At 49.5% G+C, this 15,975-nt stretch carries 15 protein-coding genes and 1 tRNA gene; 5 read left to right on the top strand and 11 right to left on the bottom strand.

Going from position 1 to position 15,975, the window contains the following annotated elements:
• The first annotated feature begins 64 nt into the window (after positions 1 to 64).
• Positions 65 to 2,008: a TonB-dependent receptor plug domain-containing protein gene (locus F569_RS0111060; RefSeq protein ID WP_162143774.1), complete on the top strand. Its 1,944-nt coding sequence runs from the start codon at positions 65 to 67 to the stop codon at positions 2,006 to 2,008.
• A 10-nt stretch (positions 2,009 to 2,018) separates the two neighbouring features.
• Here F569_RS0111060 and F569_RS0111065 read toward each other — a convergent pair whose 3' ends face one another.
• The gene (locus tag F569_RS0111065; protein ID WP_026942261.1) at positions 2,019 to 2,999 is read right to left on the bottom strand and encodes a TraB/GumN family protein; all 981 of its coding nucleotides are present in this window, start codon (positions 2,997 to 2,999) and stop codon (positions 2,019 to 2,021) included.
• A 124-nt stretch (positions 3,000 to 3,123) separates the two neighbouring features.
• Between F569_RS0111065 and F569_RS0111070 the strand changes: the two genes are divergently transcribed.
• The 4 genes from F569_RS0111070 to F569_RS17670 all read left to right on the top strand — a co-directional run bounded on the left by F569_RS0111070 (position 3,124) and on the right by F569_RS17670 (position 5,794).
• Positions 3,124 to 3,200: transfer RNA gene (locus tag F569_RS0111070), tRNA-Arg, on the top strand.
• Positions 3,193 to 4,086, top strand: a complete 894-nt coding sequence (locus tag F569_RS19395; protein WP_154813722.1) for an ABC transporter substrate-binding protein — start codon at positions 3,193 to 3,195, stop codon at positions 4,084 to 4,086. The genes F569_RS0111070 and F569_RS19395 overlap by 8 nt, the downstream gene beginning before the upstream one ends.
• Entirely contained in the window at positions 4,083 to 5,045 is a 963-nt protein-coding gene (locus F569_RS0111080) for a FecCD family ABC transporter permease (protein WP_026942263.1), read from the top strand. The genes F569_RS19395 and F569_RS0111080 overlap by 4 nt, the downstream gene beginning before the upstream one ends.
• The gene (locus F569_RS17670) at positions 5,042 to 5,794 is read left to right on the top strand and encodes an ABC transporter ATP-binding protein (protein WP_051279811.1); all 753 of its coding nucleotides are present in this window, start codon (positions 5,042 to 5,044) and stop codon (positions 5,792 to 5,794) included. The genes F569_RS0111080 and F569_RS17670 overlap by 4 nt, the downstream gene beginning before the upstream one ends.
• Here the strand turns inward: F569_RS17670 and F569_RS0111090 are convergent.
• The 10 genes from F569_RS0111090 to moaA form a co-directional block, all read right to left on the bottom strand.
• Entirely contained in the window at positions 5,791 to 7,167 is a 1,377-nt protein-coding gene (locus F569_RS0111090) for an L-serine ammonia-lyase (protein ID WP_026942264.1), read from the bottom strand. The genes F569_RS17670 and F569_RS0111090 overlap by 4 nt on opposite strands.
• A 59-nt stretch (positions 7,168 to 7,226) precedes the next feature.
• Positions 7,227 to 8,117: a 3-hydroxyisobutyrate dehydrogenase gene (gene mmsB, locus F569_RS0111095; RefSeq protein ID WP_026942265.1), complete on the bottom strand. Its 891-nt coding sequence runs from the start codon at positions 8,115 to 8,117 to the stop codon at positions 7,227 to 7,229.
• Positions 8,114 to 9,160, bottom strand: a complete 1,047-nt coding sequence (locus F569_RS0111100) for an enoyl-CoA hydratase/isomerase family protein (protein ID WP_026942266.1) — start codon at positions 9,158 to 9,160, stop codon at positions 8,114 to 8,116. Before F569_RS0111100 ends, mmsB begins: the two co-directional genes overlap by 4 nt.
• Positions 9,161 to 9,166: 6 nt before the next feature.
• The gene (locus F569_RS0111105) at positions 9,167 to 9,694 is read right to left on the bottom strand and encodes a hypothetical protein (protein WP_026942267.1); all 528 of its coding nucleotides are present in this window, start codon (positions 9,692 to 9,694) and stop codon (positions 9,167 to 9,169) included.
• Positions 9,694 to 10,833 carry an acyl-CoA dehydrogenase family protein gene (locus F569_RS0111110; RefSeq protein WP_026942268.1) on the bottom strand — a complete coding sequence of 380 codons (1,140 nt, stop codon included), beginning with the start codon at positions 10,831 to 10,833 and terminating at the stop codon, positions 9,694 to 9,696. The genes F569_RS0111105 and F569_RS0111110 overlap by 1 nt, the downstream gene beginning before the upstream one ends.
• A gap of 12 nt (positions 10,834 to 10,845) precedes the next feature.
• On the bottom strand, positions 10,846 to 11,241 hold the full coding sequence (locus F569_RS17675; protein ID WP_051279812.1) for a GIY-YIG nuclease family protein: 396 nt from the start codon (positions 11,239 to 11,241) through the stop codon (positions 10,846 to 10,848).
• An 82-nt stretch (positions 11,242 to 11,323) separates the two neighbouring features.
• Positions 11,324 to 11,833: a DUF4174 domain-containing protein gene (locus tag F569_RS0111120; RefSeq protein WP_026942269.1), complete on the bottom strand. Its 510-nt coding sequence runs from the start codon at positions 11,831 to 11,833 to the stop codon at positions 11,324 to 11,326.
• Between the two features lie 9 nt (positions 11,834 to 11,842).
• Positions 11,843 to 13,336, bottom strand: a complete 1,494-nt coding sequence (locus F569_RS0111125) for a CoA-acylating methylmalonate-semialdehyde dehydrogenase (RefSeq protein WP_026942270.1) — start codon at positions 13,334 to 13,336, stop codon at positions 11,843 to 11,845.
• 71 nt (positions 13,337 to 13,407) lie between these two features.
• Positions 13,408 to 14,880, bottom strand: coding sequence for a flavin-containing monooxygenase (locus tag F569_RS0111130; protein WP_026942271.1), 1,473 nt, complete (start codon positions 14,878 to 14,880; stop codon positions 13,408 to 13,410).
• Between the two features lie 3 nt (positions 14,881 to 14,883).
• Positions 14,884 to 15,885: a GTP 3',8-cyclase MoaA gene (gene moaA / locus F569_RS0111135; protein ID WP_026942272.1), complete on the bottom strand. Its 1,002-nt coding sequence runs from the start codon at positions 15,883 to 15,885 to the stop codon at positions 14,884 to 14,886.
• Positions 15,886 to 15,975: the final 90 nt, after the last annotated feature.

Raw genomic sequence — 15,975 nt, forward strand, 5'->3', positions numbered from 1 at the left:
GCCCTCTCCAATGACGACACTTGTTAAACATTCGCGCATCCCGCGCGATACATGGAGTCGTGCTATGAAACGATTTTTACTTGGGGCCGCGATTGCTGCCCTATTGGCGCCCAATGCTTTTGGGCAGGTGCAGGCGGATTATGAGTATCCATTAGAAATATGGTTGGATAAAAAGTTTGAAGAAGCTGAAAGAAATAACGAAATACTTTTAATTCACCCCCCGACCTTTGATAGTCGTCAGATAATCGTCACGGGATCGAGAATTGGGTATAGTAATATTGAAGGCCTGACAGTTCCAAGCTCGATACTTAATGTTGGGGACATTGAAACACGCGGTCAGCAATATATATCCGACCTGCTTCGCACCCTCCCCGGCATTGCGGTCAATACTTCTGGTCCCGGCGGGGGCCTGACACAAATCCGTATGCGGGGCTCCGAAGCTAACCATGTCCTCGTCTTGATTGACGGCGTTGAAGTGGCCAATCCGAGTTCAGGTGAATTTGATTTTTCCGGACTCCGCGCCGAAGATGTCGTCCGCATCGAAACGCTGCGCGGCGAGCAATCGGCGCTTTATGGGTCTGATGCCATTGGCGGCGTTATCAATATCATCACCCGCGCGGGCTCTATCCAAGAAGGCTGGCGTGCCTCTGTCGAAGCGGGAAGCCGCGAGACGATCGAAGGTCAAATCAGCGCCATTCTTCCACTAGGCGGCGCAGCTCTGTCCATAAATGGTAACGCCTTTAACACAGAAGGGTATGACATTTCAGGCCTTGGCGGTGAAGATGATGGATCGCAATCACGTAGCCTTAATCTCGGCCTCAATAATGTTGAGCTCGGCGGTCTCACCCTTTCCGCTAAATTCGGCACCTCAAAACTCGACACGCAATTTGATAGTGATTCTGATTTTGACGGACGCTTGAATGATACAAATGGCGAAACGACTGTCAAAACAGAAACCGCGCGTGTCGATGCCCGTTTTGACCTTGCAGGGTTTTCCCATCTCATCACCTCTCATATGGTAGATACGGATACGGATACGCGTGGAGGCTTTTCCACACGGTCCAAAGGCGCACGTCACGGTATAAATTGGGCCGCAGAAAAAGAGTTTGGTGACAGCACTTTTACCGCCTTAGCCGAAGCTGAACACGAATCTTATTCCATTGTTCCGAACTTTACCGAAGCCGATGCCGAACCCGATAATTGGGTTTATGCTCTTGCTGGCGATTACCGATATAATGCAGGACCAATATCTTTCACCGCCTCTGCGCGTCACGATATTAACGACCTGTTCAACGACGCCACAACATGGCGTATTGGCGGCGGCTATGCCTTTGAAGACTTTGGAGGTCGTCTCCGCGCCTCTATCGGAACAAGCGTAAAGAACCCCTCAATGATTGAACTTTTCGGTTTCTTCCCTGCCTCACGCTTTACGGGCAATCGTGACTTACAACCCGAAGAATCGCTTGGCTTTAGCCTTGGTTACGAACAGAAGCTGGGGGATTTAAATCTCTCAATCGATTATTTCCGCTCAGACCTAAAAGATGAAATAACGACAGTATTTAATCCTGATTTTACCTCAACGGTTATAAACTTGGACACCGATAGCACCCGTCAAGGCGTAGAACTAGAAGCCCGCTGGAGTCTTTCAGACCAGCTTTCTGCGCGTGGCTCCGCTACCTTCCTTGACAGTGACCAAAATGATATTGAAGAAATTCGGCGCCCTGACTTTATCGCCAGTGCGACTGTTACCTATCAGCCTATCGACGATTTATCCCTCACCGCGTCGCTAGATCATAATGGCAGCCAGCTTGATACAGATTTTGGCACATTCCAAAATGTCACTCTTGAGGCTTTCACCTTAGTCGGCCTTAACGCATCTTATAATCTGGATGATTATTTCACGCTAACCTTGCGTGGAGACAATCTGCTGGATGAAGACTACCAAGAAGTCTTTGGTTACGCTTCACCAGGCCGCGCCGTCTATGCCGGCTTAAAGGCTAATTTCTAGAGTTGAGAATTTACTCTGTTTCAGGGCGTTCAATGGTAGGGTTAATCGGATTGATCACATCTTCGCCCTGAAACGCATAGTAGCGCGAAACTTCATATCCCTGTTCGCGCAGCATCTCGATGACGCTATCCTCGCCAAGTAAATGGCTTGTCCCAACGGCAGCAAAACCAGTCCCGCTACCTTCCATGAATTTCACAAATTCTACGATCCACTTTCTGTTACGCTGCGTGATGAGCGCGTCATAGAAAATGGGCGATTTGCTTTTCAACGGAGCTACCATTTCCCGCGTTAAATAATCTGTGCTGCCCACGGCCCAAGCCTTAGCAACATTCATTAAATCATCGCCTAGACTATTAAACCCTTCCAATGTCTCGGTTAGTAATGAGAGTTGTATAGACTTAGCTTGATCTGCAGAGACACGGATTTGATCCTCTATTGTTTCCAAATAAATTATATTTTTTTGCTCGCGCCGCGCCCGTGATTTCAGCGCGTCATCCGCAGATAATTCAGGAGACAAGCCTGCATTTGTGGCCGCTGCCACCGTCAAAAATTCGCTCGCGAGCCATGGCTTCATACTATCTAAGGCCGCAAGACTGATCTCTCCATTATGAGCGGCAGCATCAAGTAATTTTAACTGATAGCTATCAAGGCTATCTGACAAGCGGAGTCCATCTTGGCGCATGCCCAAGCTTGTTGTCAGAACGGCGGCTTGAACCTGCCCGTCCGGGCCTGTATCGACTTCAAAGAAAATTGTGCCCGCCTCATTAAAAGCACTGCGCATATCTTCTTTCTGCCAATCTAGATCTGTCGGTAAAAGATGCACAGTCCCGTAAAGATAGAGCGTGGAGTTAAAGTCTTTCACCGTCCATATCGCTGGCCCGTCATTACGATCTCTCGCGGCATTGACCTTATCATCTACACCCGAAATAACGGGCGTGTCGCCACAGGCGACCAATAGAGTTGCGATCAAGGGAAGCAAGTATTTTAACATAAAAACCTATTGAACAGTTGGGCCCTAAAATTCAATGTTTCTTTTCATCGTTGATTTTCCCATAGGGGCTTGCATAAGGTCATTGCGCAGACACCGCGCTTGGCCTAAAGGACACTCCATGCTCGCACCCGTAGCTCAGCTGGATAGAGCGCTGCCCTCCGAAGGCAGAGGTCATAGGTTCAAATCCTATCGGGTGCGCCATTTTTTGTTTGCGGGTTGCCGCCCACCAACCCAACCCGCGCCTACATTTCCAAAGAAAATGCTGCAACACCGCGTAAAGCTTTTTCAAAGAAAAAGCGCAGAGCTAACAATTATTCTTCTTTTATCACTTACCTCCACGGCCCAAGCCGCCGACACCCCTACCATCGCCAGCACATCTCTTTGCGGAGACAGTTATCTCCTAGCACTCGCGCCAAACCATATCTCCGCCCTCTCATGGCAGTCACGCACTCCATTATCGCGCGCGCGCGAGCGGCAGCGCGATCTTCCGCAAATATGGGATGACCCTGAAATTCTGATGAAAGCCAAGGCAGACATAATTCTGTTTGGCTCTGGCGAAGGACAATATTCTAGCAAATTAAAGGCCCGCCCCCTCAAACTGATTTGGGGTGAAGACTTTTCAAATATTCAAACTAATGCGCAGCTTATAACTGACGCCTTAAATATTCGGTCCGACATATCTGAGGATTGGGCCAAACGCATTGAAGCTTTGAACATCCATGCAGAGGCCCGCCATAAAAAACCCAAAATACTTTATCTCTCCCGTTCTGGTGGTTCTGCAGGAACAGGGACCTTAGTTGACGCTGCCATTACGGCTGCCGGCGGTATAAATGCTGTCGAAACTACGGGATGGTTTACGCCGGACCCAGAACATATCGTCGCCTATAAACCTGATCTCATCATCACGAGTTATTTTAAGAACGGGTATGAATCTGTACAATCCACCGCCGTGCGAAACAAAGTGGTTCAGCGCTATATTGCGGCGCATCCCAATATCGAGATTGACGGCAAACTTTGGCCTTGCGCGGGGCCCGGATTGATAGAAGCCGCAGAGCGCATTTCCGCTGCGATAGATAAATTGCCATGAAGTTAGCATTCCTCATCATCGCGTCTCTTGCCGCCTTATTGGCTTCGCTTTTCTTCGGAGCGGCAGATCTATCAATCTCTCAAACGCTTGGCGCTCTGGCGGGGCAGGGCCGCGAGATAGATGTGACCATTGTCAGAGAACTGCGTCTGCCGCGCGCGCTATTGGGCGCCGTGATTGGCGCAGGACTTGGCGCATCCGGTGCCGCGCTCCAAGGTTACACACGTAACCCTCTGGCTGCACCGGGTATATTAGGCTTCACATCTTGCGCAGCTCTTGGCGCAGTTCTGGCACTTTATTTTGGTTTCAGCCAAGCCGTCCCCTTTGCTGCACTTCTCGGCACGGCCTTAGGCGCTCTTTTAATTCTAAAAATAGCCGGGCCGCGCAAAGGGGCTTCTACCCTGATACTCGCGGGTGTTGGTGTGGGCGCTTTGGCAACGGCCTTAACTGGCCTAATTATGAATTTTGCGCCCAATCCTTGGGCACTTTCCGAAATTGTCTATTGGCTCATGGGAAGCCTGAAAAATGCGGAGCTAGGCGGTTTGTTGGTCTGTGCTCCGCTCACGGGTCTAGGCATTGCTTTGCTCATTATTATTGGCCCTGACCTGCGCACGCTCAGCCTTGGTGAGGAGACAGCGGCGAGCCTTGGCGTCTCTTTAGGAAAGGTTCGCGCGGGGTTGATTGCTGGAACTGCGCTTTGCGTGGGCAGCGGCGTTGCCATTGCCGGTGCTATTGGGTTTATTGGGCTGTTCGTACCTCATATTATACGGCTGATATTTGGCCCGGACCCTTTGCGGCTTATCCCGTTTTCAGCTATTGGCGGTGCCGGATTCTTGGTCTTCGCCGATGTTATTACCCGCACCCTTACAGGTCCCGGAACGCAGCTTTACCTTGGTATTTTAACGTCCCTTATTGGCGTGCCATTTTTCCTTTATTTGGCCGTGAAGGAGACGCGGACATGATAAGTTTTGAAAAACTCTCTTCAGGATATGGCCCTTGTGATGTTTTGCAATCGGTTAGCGCAATAGCAAATCCCGGTGTGCTTATTGCCCTTATCGGCCCGAATGGCTGCGGAAAATCCACACTACTGAAAACACTGTGCGGCCTAATCACAGCGAGTTCAGGAGAGATTGATATTGGCGGCAAAAACCTCTCAGACTTACCCCTGAAAGCTCGTGCTAAGACTTTAGCTTATCTGGCACAATCGCGCGAAGCCCTGCCGAGCATGACAGTTGAAGAGGTCGTGCAATTAGGGCGCGCCCCCTATCGCGGAGGCCTTGGTAAAATAAGTGCTGAAGGTAAAGCAGCCATCTCATCTGCCCTAGCCCGCACACACTCAGATGTTTTTAAAACGCGGCGCTTTGACAGTCTCTCCGGCGGGGAGCAAGCCCGTGTTTTACTCGCCCGCGCCTTAGCCGTTGAAGCGCCTGTGATGCTTGCCGATGAGCCTATCGCAGCGCTGGATCCTTATTATCAGCTCTCCATGATGCAGATATTAAAGGCCGAAGCCCTATCGGGTAACACCGTGATCACGGCCCTTCACGACCTTTCATTGGCCGCTCAATTTGCGGACCATATTTGGATGATGCATCAAGGGAAAATTATCGCGGACGGAAAACCAAATGATGTTTTGAATGCCGAAAATTTGAAAACTGTCTTTGGAGTTAAACTACCCAAGGGCGGATTTAAAGCGCTTGAATTATCAGCTTAACACTCCACCACATTGACCGCTAATCCGCCTTGACTTGTTTCTTTATATTTTGATGACATATCAAGGCCCGTCTGGCGCATGGTCTCTATGACCTGATCAAGACTGACCTTCATCGCGCCATCCGCATGAAGCGCCAACCTCGCCGCATTGACCGCTTTCACGGCCCCAATCGCATTGCGCTCAATACAGGGGATTTGCACAAGTCCGCCAACAGGATCGCAGGTCAGACCGAGATTATGTTCCATACCGATTTCCGCTGCTTGGGCCACTTGCTGAGGGTTTGCGCCCCAAACCGCTGCAAGGCCGCCTGCCGCCATGGAACAAGCCACACCAACTTCGCCTTGGCATCCCATTTCTGCACCAGAGATCGACGCCCGCTGTTTATAAAGCAGCCCTATCCCTCCTGCTGTTAGTAGGAATTTTCGGATGTTCTGCGGAAGGCAATTTTCACCTGCGCAATAATGTTTAACCACCGCTGGAATAATCCCCGCCGCACCATTGGTGGGGGCCGTCACGACTTGGCCGCCACTGGCATTTTCTTCATTCACGGCCATGGCATAAACATTCAACCAGTCAAAAAGCTGTTCGCGTTCATTTGACATGGGCGAACTATGCAATTTTTGCCAAAGTTTGGGCGCGCGGCGCATGACCTCTAGCCCGCCTGGCAGAATGCCTTCAGTCTCCAGGCCTCTTGCGATACAAGCCATCATGACGGACGCTGTATGGTCCAGTGCTATATCCGTTTCCGCGCGAGGTCGCATAGCATCCTCATTGGCATATATAATATCAGCGATAGGTTTTTTATGGACTGCGCATAATTCCAAAAGCTCGGCCGCAGAGCCAAAAGGATAAGGCACATCAGGGCCAATTTCTATAAGGTCATCTTCAACCGGCATTTCCATCTGACGCTTTGAGGCAATAAACCCTCCGCCTGTGGAATAATAAGTTTGCGTACGTAAAAGCTTATTTTCGGCATCAAAGGCCGAAAGTTTCATTCCATTAGGGTGTAGTTCCGCAGGTGTCTCATAATCAAATACAAGATCTATTTCTGGGTCAAAATTTATGAGTTGCTTGCCCAATAGTTTTAGCTGTTTTTCCGAGTAAACGCGTTCCACATCCGCATCAGCAGTGTCTGGATTAAGAGTTTCAGGCTCCAAACCCAGAAGACCAAGAATAACAGCTTTAGGCGTAGCATGACCGCCCCCCGTCAATGCGAGAGACCCTTGGAGTTCAACGACAATACGCGTCGTTTTGGATAGACGGGCTTTACGGCGCAAGCTTTCGCCGAAACGCTTTGCGATACGAATAGGCCCGACCGTATGACTGGAAGACGGGCCGATACCGATACGAAATATGTCGAGCACGGATAACATAGATTTCGCCTATCAGAGATTTTAGGGTAGTCCATGCCCAAAATGCGACATTAGCGCAATTAAAGTGACCCGTTAATCAGTTTCATAATTCCTGAAAAATCGAGCCCATCTTTTTCCGCAGCTTCCATCAAGGCATATAGCGCTTCGGATTGCGTCCCGAGCGGCGTAGCTGCGCGGGCCGAAGTCGCCGCATCTTGAGCAAGCCGTAAGTCTTTGAGCATCATCGCGGCTGTAAAGCCGGGCTGATAATCGCGGTTGGACGGCGCTGACTCCACAGGGCCCGGCGCGGGACAGTAACTTGTCATGGACCAGTTTTGACCACTGGCGGTTGAGGAAATATCGTAAAATGTTTGCGCGTCCAGGCCGAGTTTTTCCGCGAGGTTAAATGCCTCACAGGTCCCGATCATGTGAATGCCGAGCAGCATATTATTGCAGATTTTAGCCACCTGCCCGTTACCTGCATCGCCGGCATGGAACACATTTTTCCCCATAATATCCAGGAATGGCTTGGCGCGGCCATAGGCCTCTGCCGTTCCGCCGCACATAAAGGTGAGCGTTCCCGCTGCCGCGCCTCCAACCCCGCCAGAGACGGGGGCGTCAATCATCTCAAAATCTTTATGCGTAGCCGACCCAATCACTTCACGTGCAGAGGCCACATCAATGGTCGAACAATCTATCATCAATGTGCCTTTTTGGGCATGTGCAAAGACGCCATCTTCGCCGCCATAAACCATTTTCACATGCGCTCCTGCGGGAAGCATCGTAATTACAACATCGGCTTTTTCAACTGCGTCCTGTATATGTCTTGCCGCCACACAACCTGCTGTGACTGCGCGAACAACGGCTTCTTCGGAAATATCCAAAGCCCGAACGTCATGCCCGGACTTAGCAAGATTGCTCGCCATGCCAATGCCCATATTGCCCAGACCGATAAAGGCGATTGTGGTCATGACAAAAACTCCTGCGGGGGTTTAGCCGTTTTTCTAAACAACCTTTGTACTTGCGGTTCAGTGGCATCATTTACGGTCTCATGTGACCATTTCGGGTTGCGGTCTTTATCAATCAATTGCGCACGAATGCCTTCATAGAAATCTTGCGTCTTTAGAAAGTTTAGCGAAATATCCAGCTCTTGCGTCATGACCTCTTTAAAATTCAGTTTGGCCCCGCGCCGTAGGGCTTCGAATGTCACGCACATAGCGAGAGGAGATTTACGGCGAATATTGTTAGCTTGTTTGGCCGCCCATTCGCTTCCGTCTTCATCTAGGGCGCGCAATATAGCTGGGACTGTTTTTTCGCCAAAAGCCTTTACGGCGCCAGGAATAAGTTCACTTACGGGCGGGGTTTGCACGAAATCAATCATGACATTTGCGACAGCCGCATCAGAACCATCAAGCTTAGCTCTGCCCAAAGCTTTAATAAGGTCACCATGCCTTTCGCTTGGCACAAAGGCATTGGCCACGCCGACGTGACAGCTTTGCCCCGCATCAAGCCGTGCCCCTGTCAGGCCAAGCCATTGGCCCATATCCATACCCAAACGCGGAAGGAAATAAGTGCCGCCAACATCGGGGAAATACCCTATTCCTGTCTCTGGCATAGCGAAGACAGTCGCGTTGCCCGCCACGCGCAAACGCCCATGAACAGAAAGCCCAACGCCGCCGCCCATAACGAACCCATCAATCAGCGTAATGTAAGGTTTGGAATAACGGTGAATAAGCTCGTTAAGCGCATATTCAATCCGCCAAAATTCTTCAGCACGGCTATCGCCTGCCTTGCCGCTATCATGAAGCAAGATAACATCCCCGCCCGCACAAAAAGCGCGTTCACCCTCACCGTCAATCAGGACAGCGCCAATATTAGGGTCTTTTTCCCACGCCACGAGAAGGCGGGTGATTTCTTCGCACATGGCATAGGTGAGCGCATTAAGCGCCTTGGGCCGGTTCAGTGTGATATGACCGAGATTGCCAATAATCCGGGATTTAATTTCTTGGGTCATAATACACTATCTATCATCTGAAATCTGAAAACCTGTCAGAGATTGCCGTAAGCTGTCCATTTCGCAAGCCTGATTTATATCATCCATTATTTTTGTCTTTTCTGACATTGCCTTTTTTATTTCGTCCGGCGTGAGTGCGCTTCTTACCCTCATATCACTGATTTGAATATCCAATCTACGCTTTTCCATTTCAGCTTCATAACAGAGCGAAACCACCCCTTCTGTAATCTCGGCTGTGAATGCCAAGGGATTAGGACTTGTTTCGCAACCCTCACGCGCAGGCCCCGTTCCCAACTTTAATTCAACTAAGCAATCACTGTCGAAATTCAGGAGTTCATCAAGAGACACGTCATTGGCATTTGGTAGTCTGGTGATAGACATATTGGAATTATTCAACATTTCTTGTGCTGATTTTCCTGACCGCAGATAATCTTGCTTCGGGTTATCAAGAACGGAGTCATTCATCACGAAGAGGATAACATTCAGCACAATAATGCCGACTAACATTTCGTTTCTAGAGGGCTTAAAACTCATTACTGTCTCAACAGGCTCCGAGACACAATCATGCGCATAATCTGGTTGGTGCCTTCTAATATCTGATGCACCCGTAAATCTCTCACAATCTGCTCGATTTCATATTCCGAAAGATAACCATAACCACCATGAAGCTGTAGCGCGTCATTGGCGATTTTGCTGCACATATCGGTGCAGAACCGTTTGGCCATCGCGCAGGCTGCACCCGCATTAGGTAGTTTTTTATCCAGCATATCGGCTGCGCGGTAAATCATCATGCGTGAGGCTTCTAGCTCCGTTGCCATATCGGCGAGCATGAATTGGGTGTTTTGAAACTCAGAAATAGCTTTGCCAAATTGTTTGCGGTCTTTCGTATATTGTAATGACGCGTCGAGGGCTTTCTGCGCCCCGCCGAGGCTACACGCCCCAATATTAATGCGCCCGCCATCAAGTCCGCTCATCGCGAATTTAAAGCCGTCCCCTTCAGCCCCGACGCGGTTTTCGGCAGGGATGCGGCAATCTTCCATTATGACTTGAGCTGTAGGCTGTGCGTTCCAACCCATCTTTTTTTCATTCGCGCCAAAGCTAAGCCCTGGCGTGCCTTTCTCCACCACAAAAGTCGACACGCCCTTTGCGCCATCATCCGACGTGCGCGCCATAACAACATATATATCCGACCACCCTGCGCCCGAGATAAATGTCTTAGTGCCGTTGAGGATATAGTCATCCCCATCCCGCTTAGCCTTGGTTGTCAACGACGCCGCATCAGAGCCTGCCCCCGGTTCGGTCAAGCAATAGCTGGCAATTAATTCGCCCGCCGTTAAGAGCGGCACATATTTCGCGCGGACAATATCATCGCCATAACGATCCACCATCCATGTCGCCATATTATGAATGGTCATCATCGCCGTATGGGACACATCCCCCGCCGCGAGTTGTTCAAAGACTAGGGCGCTATCGAGCCGCGAAAGCGCCGTACCGCCATAGTCTTCAGAGCTATACATGCCCATAAACCCAAGCTCTGCCGCTTTGGCAAAAACGCTACGATCCAGAAACTTCTCCTCATCCCATTTGGCGCTATCCGGCGCGAGTTCTGTGGCCGCGAAATTCTTCGCCATATCCTGAATGAGCGTTTGTTCTTCTGTGAGTTGGAAGTCCATTTAGCTTTATTCCTAATCAAAATATCTTCGCTCATCCCGACGCAGGTCGGGATCCAAGCAATGTTCGAGGCATCTTTTGTATAGCTCTGGATGCATTCCCATACCAGGCAAAGGCCACATAGGAGAGCTGTGAATATCAACCCAAAGAGGATTCATATCCTCAATTAAATTTAACTTCCATTGACGTTTCCATTCCTTAATTTGACGCTCTTTTTTGAAAGCTTCATCTCTGGTTTCAAATTCTTGATACCAAATAAGGTGCTTTAACTTATAGCGTTTTGAAAAACTTTCAAAGGCCCCCGTAATATGTTGCTCCATACGCGTTCCGATATCGTCAGTATGACCTGTATAAAGCGTGCCTTTATAAGCATTGGTGATTATATATGTCCAAAATGTGAGTTCGTACATGTCGTCACCTCAGCTTGGTCCCCGACATGCGTCGGGGTGAGCGATGAGTGGGGAGTTTGGAATGTGAACAAGAAAACACGGTTTAATTATTTGTCCTTTTATTCCGCATCTCATATCGCCGCATCGGCATTGCGTCTATTCGGCTGAATAAGTCTTCTTGAGTAAAATCATTATACCAACGCGCCTTTACACCTGTGTCTTTCCCGATGAGAATAAATTCTGGTGCATTTTTACAGGCAGCTTTTTGTCGTAACTTATCGCTATAATCATGATGCTTGGCCTTTTCGATAAGATCATCTTCATTTGCATTTGTAATTCCGAGCACAGTTGAAACTGTTCTCTTCGATATTTCAACCATGACTAAGTCGCGTTCAATAAATTCATCCCAATAAGTATTCTTGTAGAACCTATTGATTTTTCCAGAGTCAGTATTTTCACCTGAGCAGACACCAAGAATGCTGTCTTTACCAAGAGGGGATGGCGTCAGCATTTTTGAATAAATTGTCGGCTCAGAAGCTTCTATACTGGCATGATAACATCCAATGCCTGTGCAGAGGCATAATATGATGAACAGACGTCTTACGGCAATCATAACTGCTCCCTAAAACGTCGGAATGATAAAGGCGCTGTCATCCGTCTCGCCTTCGGGCCATCTTTGTGTGACTGTTTTTACCTTTGTATAAAACCGCAAGCCTTCCATGCCATATTGGTTCGCATCACCAAAGGCGGAGCGTTTCCAACCGCCAAAGCTGTGATAGGCCACCGGCACAGGGATGGGGACGTTGATGCCAACCATGCCGACTTCGACGCGGTCAGCAAACTCTCTGGCAGCGCGGCCATTTTGGGTGAAGATGGCAACGCCGTTCCCGTATTGATGTTCAGAGGGTAAGCGTAAAGCATCTTCAAATGTCTCCGCACGAACAATCTGCAAAACAGGGCCAAAAATTTCGTCTTGATAGGTTTCCATATCGGACGTCACATTATCGAGCAGGCTTGGCCCGATGAAAAAGCCGTCTTCATAGCCTTGCAAACTAAAGTCCCGCCCATCGACGAGCAGCGTTGCACCCTCATCGACTGCCTTAGTGACTTGGGCTTTAATAGAGTCGCGGTGCACGCCCGTGACCACGGGGCCATAATCGGCTTCGGGGTCTTCGGACACGCCGACTTTCATGGCCTCAATCGCGGGCAGCATTTTCTCTAAGAACCGTTCTGCCGTCCCCTCGCCCACAGGCACAACAACGGGCAGCGCCATACAGCGTTCCCCCGCCGAGCCATAAGCTGCGCCGAGAATATCTTTCACCGCTTGATCCATATTGGCATCGGGCATGATGATACCGTGATTTTTCGCCCCGCCCATACATTGCGCGCGTTTGCCATTCGCTGTGGCGCGGGCATAGACATATTGCGCGATATCGGATGAGCCGACAAAGCTGACCGCTTTAATCGTGGGATGATCGCAAATCGCATCCACAATTTCTTTATCGCCATTGATACATTGCAACAGGCCGACAGGGCCGCCCGCCTCGACAAATAATTCGGCCAGTTTCATCGGCACAGAAGGGTCTTTTTCTGACGGCTTAAGGATACAGGCATTACCCGTCGCAATCGCCATACCGAACATCCACATCGGGATCATGGCGGGGAAATTAAAAGGCGTAATTCCCGCGACAACGCCGAGCGGCTTGCGCATTGAATAAACGTCAATCTCTGGCCCGGCGCCGTAAGTATGCTCACCTTTTTGGCCATGCGGAACACCGCAGGCAAATTCGATCACATCAATGCCGCGAATAACATCACCGCGGCTATCGGCGAGGACTTTGCCGTGTTCAGAGGAAAGCATCGCGGCGAGTTCATCCATATGCGCTTCGACAAGCTGTTTGTAAGCAAACATGACGCGAGAGCGTTTTTGGGGATTGGTTTTCATCCAAGCGATTTGTGCCTCGGCGGCAGATTTCACGGCAGCATCCAACTCAGCCGGCGTCGCCATATTAACCTGAGCCTGAACATCGCCCGTATTGGGATTGAAGATGTCTTTTGTGCGGCCTGATGTGCCGGCTACCAGTTGTCCGTCGATGAAATGACCAATCTGTTTCATGATGTCGTCCTTATTTTTACAGCCCTTATACAGAAGCTCGGCGCAAAATTCTGCCTAATTTAGGGGTCATTCTACTCTGCAGCGGTTTTATCAGATATAGGATGGCTGAAGGTGAAATGCTCATAAATGGGGCTTTCCAAGCGGCGCTTAAACTCAACTGATCCCCCATGCCAATTATTAGTCACGCGGGCCCCGTCCTTATACCAACTCGCCTCAATTTTTGCCCATGCGAGCTTGGACAATTTCTCCTGCGCTTCTGTGTTATAAGCATCTTCGGCGGACTTACTCACAGAGACCATCCCTTCGCCCGCCTTAGCAATAAGTTTTAATATATGCTCAAATTGCGCTTCCAATTTATAAATGATGGATGTGTGTCCCGTATTAGTATTGGGCCCATAAAGCATAAACATGTTCGGGAAGCCGGACGTTGTTACGCCTAAATAAGCAAATGCCCCCTCATTCCAATGCTCCCGCAACTCAGTTCCTGCCTCGCCCGTAACAGCGATCTCTTTTAAGAAAGGATTTGTATGAAACCCAGTCGCATAAATGATGACATCATGTGGATGAACTTTGCTGGTCTTGGTTTGAATGCCAGCTTTCTGAATGCGGGCAATGCCGTCTGTTTCAAGGGTTACATTATCGCGGCCAATCGCTTTGTAATATGTATCAGATAATAAAATACGTTTGGCCCCAACAGGGTAATCAGGTTTTAATTTTGTGCGTTTCTCAGCGTCTTTGACATGGGCTTTTATCTCAAGCGCATTTAATCCTCTCACCAATGCGCCGCGCAATTTCGCTCCCTTGATAACGGGCCAAATGAAATATTCGCCCTGACACCAAAGCCCGCCACGATAAAGCTTGGCTATGACCGGCACTTTCTTCGCAAGCCATTTTTCAAAACGGGAATATGGGCGGTCATGCTTATTGATGATCCAATTTGGACTACGTTGATATACCGTCAAATGCTTGGCGATTTTAGCGACTTCAGGGATAAGCTGTGCGGCGCTGGCCCCTACGCCAATGACGGCAACATTTTGACCGCTCAGATCAACAGAATGGTCCCATTGCGCAGAGTGGAAACTCGGCCCCTTATAATCAGCCTTACCATCGAAATCTGGGACAGAAGGGTGATGGAGCTGTCCTATGGCGCTGACAAAAAATTGGCAGTTATAGACCTCTCCGTCTTGGGTTTTTATTATCCAACGACCATCCGTATAGTCAGCCCTTTTTACAGCTTGGCCGAATTTAACATGGCGGAGAATATCATTATCTCGAGCAAAGCTTTCAATATAGCTTAGTATCTGTGGCTGCTTTGACCATTTAAAATCCCAACCTGGGTTTGGGGCGAAGCTGTATGAATAAAGAGAGGAGGCAATATCGCATTCCGCGCCCGGATAGGTGTTGTGCCGCCAAGTACCGCCAACCCCGTCAGCTTTTTCCAGAATAATAAAATCCTCAATACCTGATTGCTTCAATTTATATGCAAGACCCAAGCCTGCAAAACCCGCCCCGACTATTACAAGCTTATATCTGTCTTGATGCACGCCTTAACCTCCCGTCACAGACATGTGCCGCGCGACCGCTGGTGCCGCGCCGCGATCGGAAATATCGAAATTATGTTTTTCCGGCTTTTGATGCATGGCCAAATTAAGCAGTGCCGATAAATCCTCTTGCGGATTTGCCCCCCGAATTGCCTCACGCAAATCTAGCTTGCCGCCATGCCCAAGACAGGTATAGATCTGCCCTGTGCATGTCACGCGTACGCGATTGCAGCCCGCGCAAAAATTATTTGTCAGCGGCGTAATCAGCCCCAAAATTCCGCCTGTCTCGGCCACTTTGACATAACGCGCAGGTCCGCCTGTTTTTAGCGGCGTGTCTATCAGTGTAAAACGTTCTTTCAACTGATCACGGATTGCCGTGAGCGGGATATATTGGTCAACGCGATCTTCATCAATCTCGCCTAAAGGCATGACCTCAATTAAGGTCATATCCATGCCGCGCTCATGCGCCCATATCATCAGATCTGGAATCTCAGCATCATTTGTGCCTTTCAGCGCAACCGTATTAATCTTAACTTTCAGACCAGCCTGCTGAGCCGCATCAATGCCCCGCATAACATTATCAAGCGCTGCGCGGCGCGTAAGCTTTAAGAAGGTGTCAGGGTTGCGGCTATCGAGAGAGACATTTATGCGCTCCAGACCATTCGCTTTGAGGTCTTTAGCAAATTTTGAAAGTTGCGTCCCATTTGTCGTAAGCGTAATTTCATCAAGCGCTCCGCTTTCACGGTGGCGGGATAGATTTTTAATAAACTCCATGAGACCTCTCCGCACCAAAGGCTCGCCCCCAGTTAGGCGGATTTTTCTGATCCCGCGCGCGATAAAAGACCCGCAAAGACTATCAAGTTCTTCTAGAGTCAATAAATCCTTGCGCGGCAGAAAAGTCATATTCTCGGCCATGCAATAAGTGCAGCGCAGATCACATCGGTCCGTCACTGACAGGCGAAGATAAGTTATCTCCCGCCCAAAACTATCGGTAAGTTGGCTCTCCATAAGGCTGAGTTTATGAGCGGCAATTACGCGGCTGACAAGCACCAAAGATGAATGCCGCCTATAAGGTAGAGGCGCCTGATTTTTATAGCT

This window comes from Hellea balneolensis DSM 19091, from assembly GCF_000428525.1.
GTDB classification, from domain to species: Bacteria; Pseudomonadota; Alphaproteobacteria; order Caulobacterales; family Maricaulaceae; genus Hellea; species Hellea balneolensis.

Bases quoted from the DNA above. Each gene is read 5' to 3' on its own strand.
- F569_RS0111060 (WP_162143774.1), top strand. From the start codon at position 65: ATGAAACGATTTTTACTTGGGGCCGCGATTGCTGCCCTATTGGCGCCC.
- F569_RS0111065 (WP_026942261.1), bottom strand. From the start codon at position 2,999: ATGTTAAAATACTTGCTTCCCTTGATCGCAACTCTATTGGTCGCCTGT.
- F569_RS0111080 (WP_026942263.1), top strand. From the start codon at position 4,083: ATGAAGTTAGCATTCCTCATCATCGCGTCTCTTGCCGCCTTATTGGCT.
- F569_RS17670 (WP_051279811.1), top strand. From the start codon at position 5,042: ATGATAAGTTTTGAAAAACTCTCTTCAGGATATGGCCCTTGTGATGTT.
- F569_RS0111090 (WP_026942264.1), bottom strand. From the start codon at position 7,167: ATGTTATCCGTGCTCGACATATTTCGTATCGGTATCGGCCCGTCTTCC.
- mmsB (WP_026942265.1), bottom strand. From the start codon at position 8,117: ATGACCACAATCGCCTTTATCGGTCTGGGCAATATGGGCATTGGCATG.
- F569_RS0111100 (WP_026942266.1), bottom strand. From the start codon at position 9,160: ATGACCCAAGAAATTAAATCCCGGATTATTGGCAATCTCGGTCATATC.
- F569_RS0111105 (WP_026942267.1), bottom strand. From the start codon at position 9,694: ATGAGTTTTAAGCCCTCTAGAAACGAAATGTTAGTCGGCATTATTGTG.
- F569_RS0111110 (WP_026942268.1), bottom strand. From the start codon at position 10,833: ATGGACTTCCAACTCACAGAAGAACAAACGCTCATTCAGGATATGGCG.
- F569_RS17675 (WP_051279812.1), bottom strand. From the start codon at position 11,241: ATGTACGAACTCACATTTTGGACATATATAATCACCAATGCTTATAAA.
- F569_RS0111120 (WP_026942269.1), bottom strand. From the start codon at position 11,833: ATGATTGCCGTAAGACGTCTGTTCATCATATTATGCCTCTGCACAGGC.
- F569_RS0111125 (WP_026942270.1), bottom strand. From the start codon at position 13,336: ATGAAACAGATTGGTCATTTCATCGACGGACAACTGGTAGCCGGCACA.
- moaA (WP_026942272.1), bottom strand. From the start codon at position 15,885: ATGGAGAGCCAACTTACCGATAGTTTTGGGCGGGAGATAACTTATCTT.